The organism is Nonomuraea candida (assembly GCF_000725485.1).
Taxonomy (GTDB): domain Bacteria; phylum Actinomycetota; class Actinomycetes; order Streptosporangiales; family Streptosporangiaceae; genus Nonomuraea; species Nonomuraea candida.
This window is the reverse complement of record NZ_JOAG01000063.1, coordinates 20,995-34,458: the sequence shown is the minus strand read 5'-3', so window position 1 is coordinate 34,458 and position 13,464 is coordinate 20,995. Positions and strand designations below refer to the sequence as shown.

General features: G+C 72.4%; 11 protein-coding genes. 4 read left to right on the top strand and 7 right to left on the bottom strand.

Going from position 1 to position 13,464, the window contains the following annotated elements:
• Positions 1–380: 380 nt before the first annotated feature.
• Positions 381–1,097 (bottom strand): TetR family transcriptional regulator, encoded by a 717-nt coding sequence (locus tag IO39_RS39755; protein WP_043635417.1) that lies wholly within the window; start codon positions 1,095–1,097, stop codon positions 381–383.
• 78 nt (positions 1,098–1,175) lie between these two features.
• Between IO39_RS39755 and IO39_RS39750 the strand changes: the two genes are divergently transcribed.
• From IO39_RS39750 to prfH, 3 genes are all read left to right on the top strand, one after another.
• Entirely contained in the window at positions 1,176–2,063 is an 888-nt protein-coding gene (locus tag IO39_RS39750) for an alpha/beta hydrolase (protein ID WP_043635414.1), read from the top strand.
• A gap of 379 nt (positions 2,064–2,442) precedes the next feature.
• Positions 2,443–3,576, top strand: coding sequence for an RNA ligase RtcB family protein (locus tag IO39_RS39745; protein ID WP_043635411.1), 1,134 nt, complete (start codon positions 2,443–2,445; stop codon positions 3,574–3,576).
• 47 nt (positions 3,577–3,623) lie between these two features.
• On the top strand, positions 3,624–4,292 hold the full coding sequence (prfH, locus tag IO39_RS39740; protein ID WP_052423967.1) for a peptide chain release factor H: 669 nt from the start codon (positions 3,624–3,626) through the stop codon (positions 4,290–4,292).
• Between the two features lie 27 nt (positions 4,293–4,319).
• Here the strand turns inward: prfH and IO39_RS39735 are convergent, their stop codons facing one another.
• Both IO39_RS39735 and IO39_RS39730 read right to left on the bottom strand, forming a co-directional pair.
• Positions 4,320–5,174, bottom strand: coding sequence for a lytic polysaccharide monooxygenase (locus IO39_RS39735; protein WP_043635408.1), 855 nt, complete (start codon positions 5,172–5,174; stop codon positions 4,320–4,322).
• A gap of 265 nt (positions 5,175–5,439) precedes the next feature.
• Positions 5,440–6,501: a glycoside hydrolase family 19 protein gene (locus tag IO39_RS39730; protein WP_043635405.1), complete on the bottom strand. Its 1,062-nt coding sequence runs from the start codon at positions 6,499–6,501 to the stop codon at positions 5,440–5,442.
• A 208-nt stretch (positions 6,502–6,709) separates the two neighbouring features.
• Between IO39_RS39730 and IO39_RS39725 the strand changes: the two genes are divergently transcribed.
• Positions 6,710–8,170, top strand: a complete 1,461-nt coding sequence (locus IO39_RS39725) for a family 20 glycosylhydrolase (RefSeq protein ID WP_084774310.1) — start codon at positions 6,710–6,712, stop codon at positions 8,168–8,170.
• 72 nt (positions 8,171–8,242) lie between these two features.
• Here IO39_RS39725 and IO39_RS39720 read toward each other — a convergent pair whose 3' ends face one another.
• The 4 genes from IO39_RS39720 to IO39_RS39705 all read right to left on the bottom strand — a co-directional run bounded on the left by IO39_RS39720 (position 8,243) and on the right by IO39_RS39705 (position 13,464).
• On the bottom strand, positions 8,243–9,073 hold the full coding sequence (locus IO39_RS39720) for an ABC transporter ATP-binding protein (RefSeq protein ID WP_211267340.1): 831 nt from the start codon (positions 9,071–9,073) through the stop codon (positions 8,243–8,245).
• Positions 9,074–9,197: 124 nt separating this feature from the next.
• Positions 9,198–10,985 carry a dipeptide/oligopeptide/nickel ABC transporter permease/ATP-binding protein gene (locus tag IO39_RS39715; RefSeq protein ID WP_084774308.1) on the bottom strand — a complete coding sequence of 596 codons (1,788 nt, stop codon included), beginning with the start codon at positions 10,983–10,985 and terminating at the stop codon, positions 9,198–9,200.
• Positions 10,982–11,923, bottom strand: coding sequence for an ABC transporter permease (locus IO39_RS39710; RefSeq protein WP_043635398.1), 942 nt, complete (start codon positions 11,921–11,923; stop codon positions 10,982–10,984). The genes IO39_RS39715 and IO39_RS39710 overlap by 4 nt, the downstream gene beginning before the upstream one ends.
• Positions 11,923–13,464 (bottom strand): ABC transporter substrate-binding protein, encoded by a 1,542-nt coding sequence (locus IO39_RS39705; protein ID WP_043635395.1) that lies wholly within the window; start codon positions 13,462–13,464, stop codon positions 11,923–11,925. The genes IO39_RS39710 and IO39_RS39705 overlap by 1 nt, the downstream gene beginning before the upstream one ends.

Genomic DNA, 13,464 nt, shown 5'->3' with positions numbered 1-13,464 from the left:
CCACCCCAACCGTTCGATCGTCAGGATCGGCATGAAACAGCTCGGCGGACCTGTTCACTCCGATTCCTCTCAGCGCCCGCCGAGACCGCACGCGCTGACGACCGGCATGGTCGGCCGGGCTGGCATGCCACGGCCCTGGCGAGGTGCAGCCGCCCCGCAGCGCCTGGGCGAGGTGTACGACTCAATGCCACGTTCGACGAGCACCACATACGAACGCGATCACGCAACGCAAGGATCACCAGGTCAACGGCGAGCAGGATGGCGGATGGCCCCATCGGCCGGCGCTCACGGGCCGGCTTTCTTCGTCGGCTTGGGAAAGAGGAGGCAGGGCCAGCCATGGTGAGGGGCGGGCAGCGACCGTCGCGCATCTCGTCTCAGAATCAAGTCTCAGAATCTTTGGTTTTGAGATAGCGGTAGATGGTGGCTCTGGAGACGTTGAAGCGGGTGGCCAGGTCCTCGGCGCCGTGGCCCTCGGCATGCAGGGTGCGGGCCTGTGCGGCCTGCTCGTCGGTGAGGATGGCGCGGCGGCCGCCGTTCCGGCCCCTGGCCCGGCCGCGGGCCCGGGGGGCCGGCGGTTCGCCCAGCAGCGCCCTGGCGCCGTCGAGGATCAGGTCGCGCAGCCGTTCGGCCGGCTCGTCGCGGAACAGCACCACCGGGTCGGCCAGCCCGGCGACCACCTGCGAGGCCCGCACCCGCTGCGCGAGCCCGCCGCCCGGGCCGGCCACCAGGTCGTTGGCCAGCGCGATCGCGGCGCGGAAGCGGTCGGCGACCGGGGCCTGCACCAGCAGCGTCATGTCCTTGACCAGCATGGTGAGGGTGTGCCGGTGGCGCAGGTGCACGTCCACGTAGCCCTCGATCGCGCGCCACCGGACCTCCTCGGCACTCTCGCAGGACTCGGCCCGGGCCAGCACCGACTCCAGCTCGTCCAGGAGCGGCAGCGTGAGCCGGTGGAGGATCTCCTCCTTGGAGTCGAAGTGGTAGTAGAGGGCGGCCTTGGTGATGCCGACGTCGTCGGCGATGGCCCGCATGGAGGTGGCGCGATAGCCGCGGGCGGCGAACAGGGCGCGCGCCGCCTCCAGAATCCGCTCGGATGTCATGGGCCTCACTTACCTGCGGTCAGTTTCTTCGCTACAGTGCTTACCGTCGGTAAGTCTATGGCCGTGGGGATGATCTGTATGCGGACCAAGGTGTCCTTCACCTCGGACGGTGTCCGGTGCGCCGGCTACCTCTACCTGCCCGCCGGTTCCGGGCCGGCCCCGTGCGTGGTGCTCTGCCACGGTTTCAGCGGGACGATGGACCGGCTCTTCGACTACGCCGAGCGCTTCGCCGCCGAGGGCTTCGCGGCGCTGGTCTTCGACTACCGGAGCTTCGGCGAGAGCGACGGCGAGCCGCGCCAGCTGCCCGACATGGGCGGCCAGCTCGCCGACGTGCGGGCCGCCGTGGCGTACGTACGGGGGCACGAGCGGGTCGATCCCGGCAGGGTGCTGCTGTGGGGCAACTCGCTGGGCGGGGCGCACGCCATCACCGTGGCCGCGGACGACCCCCGGATCGCCGCCGTGGTGGCGCAGATCCCGTTCAACGGGTTCCCGAAGAAGGTCGAGGGCCGCTCGACCGGCGAGACGCTGCGGCTGCTGGGGGCGATCGTCCGGGACGCGTTGCGGGGCGGGCTGGGCATGAGCCCGTACTACATCCCCATGGTGGGACGGCCGGGAGAGCTGGCCGTGACCGCGACCCCCGAGGCCGACCGGCACATCCAGACGCTGACGGGCGGGCAGACGACGTCGTGGCGCAACAGCGTCGCACCCAGGGGGCTGCTGCAGATGATGCGCTACCGGCCCGCGGCGGCCGCGGCGCGCCTGGCCTGCCCGCTGCTGGTCTGCGTCGCGGCCGAGGACCGGGAGACGCCGCTGGAGACCACCCGGGAGCTGGCCGACCGGGCGCCGCGCGGGGAGCTGCGCGCGTACCCCGGGAACCACTTCACCTTCTACACCGACCCCGCGCTCCGGGACCGCGTGGTCGCCGACCAGATCGGCTTCTTCCGCCGGGCGGCCGCGACGGTGTGACCCGCCGGCGCCGGACATGCCAGGTGGCGGCGCTCCGGGGCCCGCTCGTGCCGGCAGGGAAGGCGGCCGGGCCCTCGGACGGGGGGTGACCGCCGGGAAAATCGGTTGCCCCGGGCGGTGGGGCTCGGGGAACGTGGTGGCCATGAGGCTCTGAGGGACCGCACCCGCCATTCCGTGATGCCACGGCGCCCGCTCGCGCCGTGATGCCGCCTGCCCATGTGCTGCTCGTGCCCTGTCCAGGGCCCGGCGTGCAGCGTTCAGCTTTTCAGTGAAGAGAGCGTCCTTGTCCCGTCATCACTCTCCGCCGCCTGCCACGCCCGCCGCGCCCGCCACGCCTGCCACGCCCGCCACGCCTGCCACGCCTGCCACGCCTGCCACGGTGACCGTGTTCGCCTCGGCCGCGAGCTGGATCGAGTCCGACGCCGTCGCGCAGTGCCACCAGGTGGCCGCGCTCGACGGCATGCGGCACGTCGCCGGCATGCCGGATCTGCATCCCGGCAAGGGCGCCCCCATCGGCGCGGCCATGGTGTCGTCCGTGCTGTACCCGTTCCTGGTGGGCTCCGACATCGGGTGCGGCATCGCCGTGTTCCCCGTCCGGCTCAAGCGGGCCGTGCCGGAGAAGCTCGCCGCCCGGTTCCCCGATCTCGACCGCCCGCTGCACCCCGAGCAGGACGCGGACGATCCCGCCTGGGACGCGGTGCAGGAGGACATTCCCGGCGGGCACGTCGAAGGGCTCGGGACGGTCGGCCGCGGCAACCACTTCGTGGAGCTGGCGCGGGTCGGGACCGTCTTCGAGCCGGGCCACGCCGCCCGGCTCGGGCTCGACGCCGGCGACCTGGTGCTCATCGTCCACAGCGGTTCGCGGGGGCTGGGCGAGCGGATCCTGCGGGCGCACACCGAGGTCCACGGCGCGGGTCCCGCACCCGACCCCGGCGCCTACCTGGCGATGCACGACGACGCCGTACGGTGGGGGTCGCTCAACCGGCGGCTGCTGGCGGCCCGGGTCGCGCACGCGCTGGGGTTCGAGCCCGCCGAGCCGATCGTCGACCAGTGCCACAACCTGGTGGAGATCCGCGACGGGAGCTACCTGCACCGCAAGGGGGCGGCGCCGGGCGACGGATGTGACGTGCTCATCGCCGGCACCCGGGGCACCCCCTCCTACCTCGTGGCCGCCCACGCCGGGCCGGAGGCCGGCCATTCCGTGGCGCACGGCGCGGGCCGCAAGATGTCGCGGGCGGACGCGCTGCGCCGGGGGCGGGCCAAGCACACGGTGGAGGAACTGCGGCGTACGCCGGTGGGATCGCTGGTGGTGTGCGGCGACCGGCAGCTGCTCTTCGAGGAGGCGCCGGGGGCGTACAAGCGCATCGAGCAGGTGATCTCCGACCTTGTCGGGCACGGCCTGGCCACGCCCGTGGTCACCACGGTCCCGCTGGTCACGTACAAGACGCCCGAGCTCGGGCCGGCGCCGCGCGGCCGGCGCAAAAAGGACGCGCGTGAGCGGGGGCGTACGTGAGCGGAGGGGTGCGTGAGCGGGAGCGTTCGCGTCAGAGGGGGGCGGGCGTGAGGGTTCACCTGCTCCTGTCGGCCGGGCGGGGGCCGCAGGAGTGCGCCTGGGCCCTGGCCGAGCTGCTGCGGCGTCTGGAGGCCGAGGCCGTCCGGCGGAAGCTGGAGACTCATCGGGCGCACGCCGTTCCCGGTGACCGGGCCGGCACCTACCGGTCGGTCCTGGTGCGGATCGACGGCGCGGGCGCGGAGGAGTTCGCCGCCTCGTGGACCGGCACCCTGTGCTGGCAGGCGCCCAGCCCGTACCGGGCCGGTCCCGGCAGGAAGAACTGGTACGTCACCGCGCAGCCGTGCCAGGTCGACGCCCCGCGCACGCCGTTCGCCGAGGCGGACGTGGACATCGTCGCCTGCCGCACCGGCGGGCCCGGGGGCCGGCATCGCGACAAGGCCGGCACCGCCGTGCGCGCGACCCACCGGCCGACGGGGCTCGTCGTCGTGGTCGACACCGAGCGGCAGTTCAGCCTCAACCGCCGCATCGCCCTGCGACTGCTGCGGCAGCGCATCGAGCACGGCGATGAGGCGGCCGAGCGCGCCGTCACCGCCGCACGGTGGCGCGTCCACGACGAGCTGGTACGCGGCGATCCCATCCGCGTCGAACGCCCGCGATCGCCGGCCCCGCCGGCCCCGCCGACCCGGCCGGCGGTCGGCGCTCGGCGTAAGAGGTGAGGCCGAGCGCCGACGCGGGTCAGCGGGTCAGACGCGCTTCCACAGGGCGCCCACGTTCGGGGGTTCCCAGCCGGCCAGCGCCGTGTGCGGCTGGATGCACTCGTACGTCTGGCCGCCGTACGTCACCCTGTCGCCCGCGCGGTAGGCCGTGCCCGCGCTCCACGTGCCGCCGGGCTGGGTGGCGGTGGGAGTGGGCGTCGGGGTCGGGGTCGGGGTGGGAGTCGGCGTGGGTGTGGGGGTCGGGGTAGGCGTCGGGTTGGCGCCGCCGCCGAAGTCCACGTCCGAGCAGGTGTAGAACGCCTCGTTGCTGCCGACCACGCGCTGCCAGATCGAGTAGAGGATGTGGCGGCCGGTGCGCTGCGGCAGGTTGATGGTCCAGTTGGTGAAGGTCGTCGGGTTCTGGTTGTTGAACGTCTTGATGTGGACCAGGTCGGACCACTTGAGGGGCATGGTCGGGTTCCAGCCCTCGCGGGTGATGTAGAACTCGAAGTTGCTGTTGGAGTGCGGGGCCGAGGCGTGGTAGGTGAGCGTGAAGCTGCCCGGCCGCACCGAGGTCGCGGGCCAGTCGGCGCGCTGCAGGTCCAGGCCGCGGTACTTCTCCCGGCCGGCGCTGCAGAGCTTGCCGTCGGGGATGAGCTCGCGGTGCCGCCCGCCCGCCTCCAGGAGGGAGACCTCGTTCCAGTCGTAGTAGGCCTGCGTGCCGCCGGCCGCCACGGCGGCCTTGCAGGCGGCGGACTTCGGCGTCTCAGGGCCCTCGTTCTTGCAGACGTAGACCCGGCTGGGCGGGTTGGACATGGTGCCGTGGGCGTTGGCCGCGGACGCCGGCAGCAGGGCCAGCACTCCGGAGGCGGCCACCGCGGCGGCGATCGTGCTCTTGCGCATCTCGTACTCCTGGGGGGTGGGAGGCCGGAAGAAGCAAAATAGAAAGGAAACCTTCTTAATAATTAACTGTTTCGGACGGGTTCCGCAACAGGTTCGGGCCAAAAGTCGTCCGGAACGAGGGATGGAGGGACGGGCGCTCCGCGGTTCCGCCGCCCGGCCTCCGGGGCGCGGGGTCGTACCGCCGGGGCATGGGGCGAGGACCCGCGCGGGGCGGTGCCCGGCGCGCGGGTCCTCGGTGTCTCCGCGGCTCGCGGCGGTCGCGGCGTCAGCAGGTGAGGTTGCCGCCGGGGCTCACGCCGAGGATCTGGGTGAACCGCTGGTAGGCGTTCACCCGGCTCTGGACCTGGCCGGGGTTCGCGCCGCCGCACTCCTTCTCGCCGTTGATGCTGCGGATCGTCTCGCCGAAGCCGCGGCCGTTGACCATGGCGTTGTGCGGGGTCATGGTGCCGGGGCCGTGCTGCGTCATCCAGTACCACAGCGCGGTCTTCCAGGCGATCGCCGAGTCCCGTTCCACCTTCCACGGGTCGTTCAGCAGGTTGACGCCGAGGGCGTCGCCCGCCGCCTTGTAGTTGAAGTTCCAGCTCAGCTGGATCGGCCCGCGGCCGTAGTAGGCGGCCTGGCCGGCGGGGCAGCCGTAGGGCTGACCGGCGTCGCAGTAGTGGGGGTAGTTCGTGGTGTTCTGCTCGACGATGTGGACCAGGCCGCCCGTCTCGTGACTGACGTTGGCCAGGAAGGCGGCGGCCTCCTGCTTCTTGACCGTGTCACTGCCGGTCTTGGCGAACGCCGGGAAGGCGGACATGGCGGCGGTCAGGCCGCTGTAGCTGTAGAACGAGTTGCGGCTCGGGAACATCTGGTTGAACTGGGCCTGGCTCACCACGAACCCACCCGGGTCGGGCGGATCGGTGGGGGTGGTCCCGCCACAGGTGTACGGGTCCCAGTACCAGTGGCTGATCACCGGGTCGTAGCCGGGGTTCTCGTGCACGGCGATGTAGTAGTTGCCGTCGGTGTAGCGGACGATGCTGCCCACGGCGTACCACTGCCCGGCGACCCAGTTCGGATGGGCACAGGACTGGCCGGGCGTGCCCCCGCCTCCGCAGACCCCCTGGTCGGCCCACACGCCGGCGGTGCCCGGGGTCTCGTTCTGGGACCACCACTTGGCCGACCAGTTATGCCCGTTGTAAGAGACCACGGCGCCGCCCTGGTAGGCGGTGGCGGCCTGCCAGGCCGCCGCGCAGTCCGCTGCCGAGGCCGGCGACGTGGGGAGGATGACTGAGATCGCGCCTGCGGCGAGCAGCGCGGCGGCCGACGATGTCAGGCTTCGTCGCACCCGACACTCCCTTTCACCAGGAATTTCTCTAAAGAAAGTTTCCTAAGAGTTGTGGCGATGGTGACACGCCCGAACCCACCCCCACAAGACCCAAAGTCAAGCCCCCAGTCAGTGAGCCGCCCGTCCGTTTCCAGCAGCCGGACTCCTCGCCCGCGAGAGGTTCAGAGGGGGGTGCCCTTCGTTACTTACCACGTGGTAGAAATCTGGCATGAACGTTGTTCCGCTGCCCCGTGACGTGTCCCTTGATGGCTCCGGTTTCCTGCGGTTGGGGGCGGTGCCTCGGGTGTCGGGGGTGGGCGGGTTGGGGGAGGTCGTCGCCGGGCTGCTCGGTGGAGCCGTGCAGGTGGGCGGGGCGGCGGAGGTCGTGCTCGAGCTCAAGGGCGGCACGGGGGCGGAGGAAGAGTACGAGCTGGTGGTGACCGAGGAGCGGGCCACCGTCAGCGCCTGGTCGGCCCAAGGGCTCTTCCGGGGAGCGACGACGCTGGCGCAGCTCGTCACCGAAGAGCGCACGGTGCCGTGCGTGCGGGTGACCGACGGACCGGCGCTGCCCTGGCGCGGCCTGTCGCTGGACGTGGTGCGGCACTTCTTCACCGTCGAGCAGGTCAAGAAGGTCATCGACCTGCTGGCGATGTACAAGTTCAACGTCCTGCACCTGCACCTGACCGACAGCCAGGCGTGGCGGCTGGAGATCAGCGGATGGCCGCGGCTCACCGACGGGGAGCACTACACGCACGACGACTACCGCGAGATCGTCGCGTACGCCGCCGCCCGGTTCGTCACCGTCGTGCCCGAGATCGACCTGCCGGGGCACGTGCTGGCCGCCGTACGGGCCTATCCGGAGCTGGGCGGCGAGGAGCCGCCGGCGCATCCGCTCATCCCCTTCCTCGACCCGCGCGCCGAGGTGACGTGGACGTTCGTGGCGGACGTGCTCGGCGAGGTCGCGGCGCTCACGCCGGGGCCGTTCCTGCACATCGGCGGGGACGAGGCGTTCGGGATGCCGCACGAGCTGTACGCCGCGTTCGTCACCCGGGCGCTCGACGTGGCCAGGGCGACGGGCAAGCGGGTGGTGGGCTGGCAGGAGGTGAGCCGCTCGGGGGCGCTCACGCCCGCCGACATCGCGCAGTGCTGGGTCGGTGACGGCGACGCCTTCGATCCCGAGGCCGCGCGCAGAACCGCGCCGCCGGAGTACCACCCGCTCATCGACATCGCGGCGCGCTCGTTCGAGCAGGCCCCGCACGACGTGCCGGCCGCCGTGGCGGCGGGGGCGGCCGTGCTGGCCTCTCCGAGCCGGGTGCTCTACCTCGACCGCAGGTACGCGGAGGAGTCGACGCTGCCGGAGCAGAACGAGCGGCGCGAGCGGGTCGGGTTCGCCTCGTACCGGCCGTTGTCGAGCCGGGAGTACTTCGACTGGCAGCCGGGCGCGCTGGTGGAGATCCCCGGCGGCGCCCGGCTGGCCGGGGTGGAGGCGGCCGTGTGGTGCGAGACGGTGCGCGGTTTCGACGACCTGGCGTTCCTGCTGCTGCCGCGGCTGGCGGGGATCGCCGAGAAGGCATGGACGGAGCGGCCGACGGAGTGGGAGGACTACCGGCGGCGGGTGTCCGCCCACACCTCCTGGTGGGAACGGCTGGGCTGGGGCGGCTACTACCGCTCCACCGAGCTGTTCGCATAGACGCGGCCCGCCCGCTCCACCGGGCGGTTCAGGCGGCCGCTCACCGTTCCGCCGGGCGGTTCAAGCGGCCGCTCACCGTTCCGCCGCGCTGCTCGCGTAGCGTTCGAAGGCCTCGCGGCGGGCCCGCTGGGCGGCGACGTCGGCGACCGGGGCGGCCAGCAGCAGGCCGCGCGTGTACGGGTGGCTCGGCTCGGTCGTCACGGTCGCCGCGTCGCCGGTCTCCACGATCCGGCCGCGGTGGATGACGGCGACCCGGTGGGCCATGAAGCGCACCACCGCGAGATCGTGGGAGACGAACAGGTACGACACGCCCGACTGCTCCTGGATCTCCAGCAGCAGGTCGAGCACCGTCCGCTGGGTGGTGAGGTCGAGCGCGGAGACCGGCTCGTCGCACACCACGAGCTTGGGGTCGATGGCCAGCGCGCGGGCGATCGCCACCCGCTGCCGCTGCCCGCCCGAGAACTCGCGCGGCAGCCGGTGCGCGGCGTCGGCGGGCAGGTGGACGCGGTCGAGCAGGGTGGCGACGCGCTCGCGGGCCGCCCTGGCGCCGAGTCCCAGCAGCGGTTCGGCGAGGGTGTCGCCGATCGTGCGGGCGGGGTTGAGCGAGGTGTACGGGTCCTGGAAGATGACCTGCAACTCCCGGGCGAGCGCCCGGCGGCGGCGCCCGGCGAGGCCGTCGATGCGCCGCCCGCCGAACGTGATCGTCCCCGACGCGACCGGGACGAGGCCGAGGATGGCCCGGCCGATCGTGGTCTTGCCCGAGCCCGACTCGCCCACCAGGCCCAGGGTCTCCCCCGGGCCGACGTCGAGCGACACGCCGCGCAGCACCTCCGTCCTGGGCGCCCGCCGGCCCTTGCCGGGGAAGGAGACGTGCAGGTCCTCCACCGTGAGCAGGGCGTTCACGAAACCTCCAAGGTGATCACGAATTCTCCGCGTCCCACGCGATCTCCGCGTCCCACGTGATCTCCGCGTCCCGCGGAGCGGCGGCCGGTCACGGGAACGCCGCGTCTCGCGGAGCGGCGGCCGGTCACGGGACCTCCAGGACCGCGCCGATGAGCCTGCGGGTGTAGGGGTGCTCGGGGGCGTGCAGCACCTGCTCGGCCGTGCCGGTCTCGACGATGCGGCCCTCGGACATGACGGCGACCCGGTCGCACAGGTCCGCGACCACGCCCAGGTTGTGGGTGACGAGCAGGACGCCGAGGTCGCGTTCGCGCTGCAGCCGGCGCAGCAGGCCGAGCACCTCGGCCTGGACCCGCACGTCGAGCGCCGTGGTGGGCTCGTCGGCGATGAGCAGCTTCGGGTCGCACGACATGGCGCCCGCGATCAGCACGCGCTGGGCCATGCCGCCGGAGATCTCGTGCGGGTAGGAGCGGAAGGCCCGCTCCGGGTCGGCGATCTCCACCCGGGCCAGCAGGTCCAGCGCGCGTTCGCGGGCCTCGGCCCTGCTCAGGCCCAGCTTGTGGCGGATGGGCTCGACGAGCTGGCTGCCGATTGTGAAGGCTGGGTCGAGGTTGCTCATGGGCTCCTGGGGGACGTACGCGACGACGTTCCCCCGCAGCGCCCGGTGCCGCCGTTCGGGCAGGCCGACGATCTCCTGCCCGTCGATCGTGACGCTGCCGCCGGCGATGCGGCCGGTCTCGGGGAGGATGCCGAGGATGGCGAAGGCGGTCTGGGTCTTGCCCGACCCGGACTCGCCGACCAGCCCGACGATCTCCCCGGCGTGGACGTCGAGGTCCACGCCGTGCACGACCTGGCGTTCGGGATAGGCGACGGCCAGGTCCCGTACGGACAGCAGCGCCGCGCGCGGCTCGTGCGGCTGGGCGGCCCGGGCGACGGCGGCCGCGCGGCGTGACGGGCGGCGCGGCGGGCGGCGGTGCGTGCCCCTGTCCTCCAGGACGTCGCGCAGCGCGGCGGCCAGCAGCACCAGCGCGCCGCTGGTGAGCCCGAGCGCCAGGCCGGGCCAGAGCAGCAGCGACGGGGCGCGCTGGATGTTCTTGAACGCCTCGTTCAGCATCGCGCCCCAGGTCGGCGCGTCGCCGCTGCCGATGCCGAGGAACTCCAGCCCCGCCTGGAGGCCGATCGCGATGCCGGAGACCAGCGCGACCTGGATGATGATCGGGGCGCGGACCACGATGAGGATGTGGCGGGCCACGATCCTGGTGTCGCTGAGGCCGGAGACGCGGGCCGCGTCGACGTACAGCTCGCCGCGCACCGCGGCGACGATGCCGCGTACCAGGCGGAAGAAGGCCGGCGCGACGAGGAAGCCGAGCACCACCATGAGCACCCACACCGTGGGGCCGAGGATGGCGCGGGAGGCGAGCAGCACCACCATGGCCGGCAGGGCCATGATCATGTTGACGACCCAGCTCGCCGCCGAGTCGAACCAGCCGCCGTAGTAGCCGGCCAGCAGCCCGGCGGGCACGCCGAGCGCGAGCGCGACGGCGAGGGCGAGGGCCGCGCCGCCCAGCGTGTTGCGGCCGCCGTGCAGCAGGCGGGACAGGATGTCGCGGCCGGCCGAGTCGAAGCCGAGCGGGTGGCCGGCGGCCGGGCCGCCGAAGGCGTCGCGCAGGCTGGAGACGTCGGGCGGCTGCGGGCTGAGCGCGGGCGCGAACGCCACGGCCAGCAGGATCGCGGTCAGGAGCAGTGCGGAGACCAGCCCCAGGGGGTGGCGCGCCACGCGGGCCGGCACGCCCCGCGACCTGCGCGACGGCGCCCCGGGTGGTGCGCCGGGTGGCTCGCTGGGCAGCGGGCCGGGCGGCGCGTCCGGCGAGGTGCCGGACGGTGCGCGGGGCGGCGTCCCGGAGGGCGTGCTCATGCGATCCTCCCCTTCGGGTTGAGCCAGCCGATGAGGATGTCGACGACCAGGTTGATGGCGATCACGCCGATCACGGTGAGCATGACCAGCGCCATGATGATCGGGATGTCGCCGCGCGTGGTGTAGGTGACGGTCATGCTGCCGATGCCGGGCAGGCCGAAGATCTGCTCGACCAGTACGGCCCCGCCGAGCAGCCCGACGAACTGCATGCCGAGCACCGCCAGCGCCGGGGCCGAGGCGTTCCTGAGCACGTGCCTGAAGACGATGCGCGACGGTGGCAGCCCGCGGGCCCGCAGCGTGCGGACGTAGTCCTGCCGCAGCACCTCGATCACCGAGCTCCTGACCTGCTGGGCGACGCCGGCCACGGCTCCTACGGACAGCGCGGTCACGGGCAGCGCGATCGTGGACAGCCAGCCGGGGAAGGACTCGCCGAGCCCCACGTACCCGATGGCGGGGAACCACCGCAGGTGCACGGCGAAGACGAGCACGAGGACCAGCGTGACCAGGAAGTTCGGCAGGGCGTAGCCGATGACGGAGAAGATCTGCACGAACCGGTCCACCGCGCCCCGCCGCACCCCGGCCCACACGCCCAGCAGGAACGACACCACCGCCGTCAGGAGCGTGACGCCGACCATGAGGCTGAGCGTGACCGGCAGCCGGTTGGCGATCGCCTGGAGCACGTCCTCGCTGGTGAACCAGGACGTGCCGAGGTCGCCGCGCACGGCGTGGGCCAGCCAGTCCAGGTACTGGACGAGGGCGGGCCGGTCCAGGCCCAGCTCGGCGTTCTTGGCGTCCACCAGCTCCTGGGCCGCGTTCTGCCCCAGCAGTTGCCTGCCCACGTCGAGATCCGGGATCGACAGCAGCGTGTAGGAGAGGAAGGAGATCACCAGCACCAGGAAGGCCCCCGCCGCGGTGCGGCGGGCGACGAAGGCCGCCATCACCGCGCCGGCGCGTAGTTGTAGATCGCGGGCACCGCCATGCCGTCCTGCGGCTTGATCGTCACGCTGCCGTCGGAGACGTGCAGGTACGTCATCCGGTAGAAGGGCATGAACCACCCCTCGCGCACCAGGTGCTCGTTGAGCGCCTCGAGGTCGGCCGCGGCCTCCTGGGCGGGCCGGCCCTGGATCGCGGGCAGCAGCTTCTTCACTGTGTCGTCGGTGTAGCCGAACATGTTGAACGCGCCGGGCAGCACCGCCTCGCCGATCGCGACCCAGTCGGCCGAGGGCTGCCCCATGTTCATGACCATGGCGGAGTAGGCGCGGTCGCGGAAGATGCGCTGCACGGCCGAGCCGGGGTCGAGGTTGTCCCAGACCAGCTTCACGCCGACGGCGCCGAGGTCGGACTGGAGCGAGGCGGCCAGCGCGTCGGAGACGATGGCGGGGATGCGCGGCAGCTTCAGCGTGAAGCCGCTCTCGTGGCCGGCCTCCTTGAGCAGCGCGCGGGCCTTGGCCTGGTCGAAGGTGTAGTACGTGTCCAGCTCCGGCTTGTAGGCGGCCGTGGCGGGCCCGAAGACCTGGCTGGTGACCACGCCGCGCCCCTGGCGGATCTTGGCCAGCATCGTCTGGCGGTCAATGGCGTGGTTGAGCGCCTGCCGTACGCGGGGGTCGCGCAGCTCGGGGGTGACCACGCCGGCCCGGTCGAACAGGAACACGCCCTGGAAGTCGAACTCCTGCTTGACGGTCTTGACCTTGGGGTCGCTCTCGACGCTGATCTGCTGGTCGGCGTCCTGGATGAGGGCGGCGTTGAGCTGGCCGGTCTTGATGCCGTTGACGATGGCGGTCTCGTTGTCGAAGTAGCTGATGGCGATCGTGTCGTACGGGAGCCTGGCGCCCCAGTAGGACGCGGCGCGTTTGAAGACCCACTTCGTGCCGATGACGGTCTGGCCCGGGTCGAGCTCGTACGGGCCGGTGCCGCCGGGCTTGGTCTTGAGCGCCTCGCCCTTGGCGAAGTCCTTCGGGTTGGCCATGAGCCCGGCGGCGTCGCTCAGGTAGTAGAGCAGGGCGGGGTTGGGCCGGGACAGGACCAGCGTGACGTGCGTCGGGTCGACGACCTTGATGCTCTTGACGTCGTCGAGCGTCTTGGCCTGGCCGCCGCCGCCCTCGCGGAAGCGCTCCATGTTGGCCTTGACGGCCTCGGCGTCGAAGGGCGTGCCGTCGTCGAACTTCACGTCGCCGCGCAGGGTGAGGCTCAGCTCGGTGCGCTTGTCGTCGTACTTCCACTCGGTGGCCAGCATCGGGCTGTAGGTGCCGTCGGGCTCGCGCTTGATCAGCGTGTCGTAGACCGCCTGGAAGAACGGCATCGCGCTGCCGTTGGCGTCCTTCGGGTCGAGGCTCTGCGGCAGGGTCATGGTCGCGACGTTGAGCGTGGCGCTCGCGGGGGCCGCCGCGCCGCCGCCGGGGTCGTCGGCGCAGCCGGCTAGCAGGCTCGCCGCGACGAGGAGGGCTGCAGTGGCGGGGACGACCCTGGCGGATTTGTTCAT

Excerpts from the sequence above, each read along its gene's own strand:
- IO39_RS39755 (WP_043635417.1), bottom strand. The coding sequence starts at position 1,097 with ATGACATCCGAGCGGATTCTGGAGGCGGCGCGCGCCCTGTTCGCCGCC.
- IO39_RS39725 (WP_084774310.1), top strand. The coding sequence starts at position 6,710 with ATGAACGTTGTTCCGCTGCCCCGTGACGTGTCCCTTGATGGCTCCGGT.
- IO39_RS39715 (WP_084774308.1), bottom strand. The coding sequence starts at position 10,985 with ATGAGCACGCCCTCCGGGACGCCGCCCCGCGCACCGTCCGGCACCTCG.
- IO39_RS39705 (WP_043635395.1), bottom strand. The coding sequence starts at position 13,464 with ATGAACAAATCCGCCAGGGTCGTCCCCGCCACTGCAGCCCTCCTCGTC.
- IO39_RS39710 (WP_043635398.1), bottom strand. The coding sequence starts at position 11,923 with ATGGCGGCCTTCGTCGCCCGCCGCACCGCGGCGGGGGCCTTCCTGGTG.
- IO39_RS39750 (WP_043635414.1), top strand. The coding sequence starts at position 1,176 with ATGCGGACCAAGGTGTCCTTCACCTCGGACGGTGTCCGGTGCGCCGGC.
- IO39_RS39735 (WP_043635408.1), bottom strand. The coding sequence starts at position 5,174 with ATGCGCAAGAGCACGATCGCCGCCGCGGTGGCCGCCTCCGGAGTGCTG.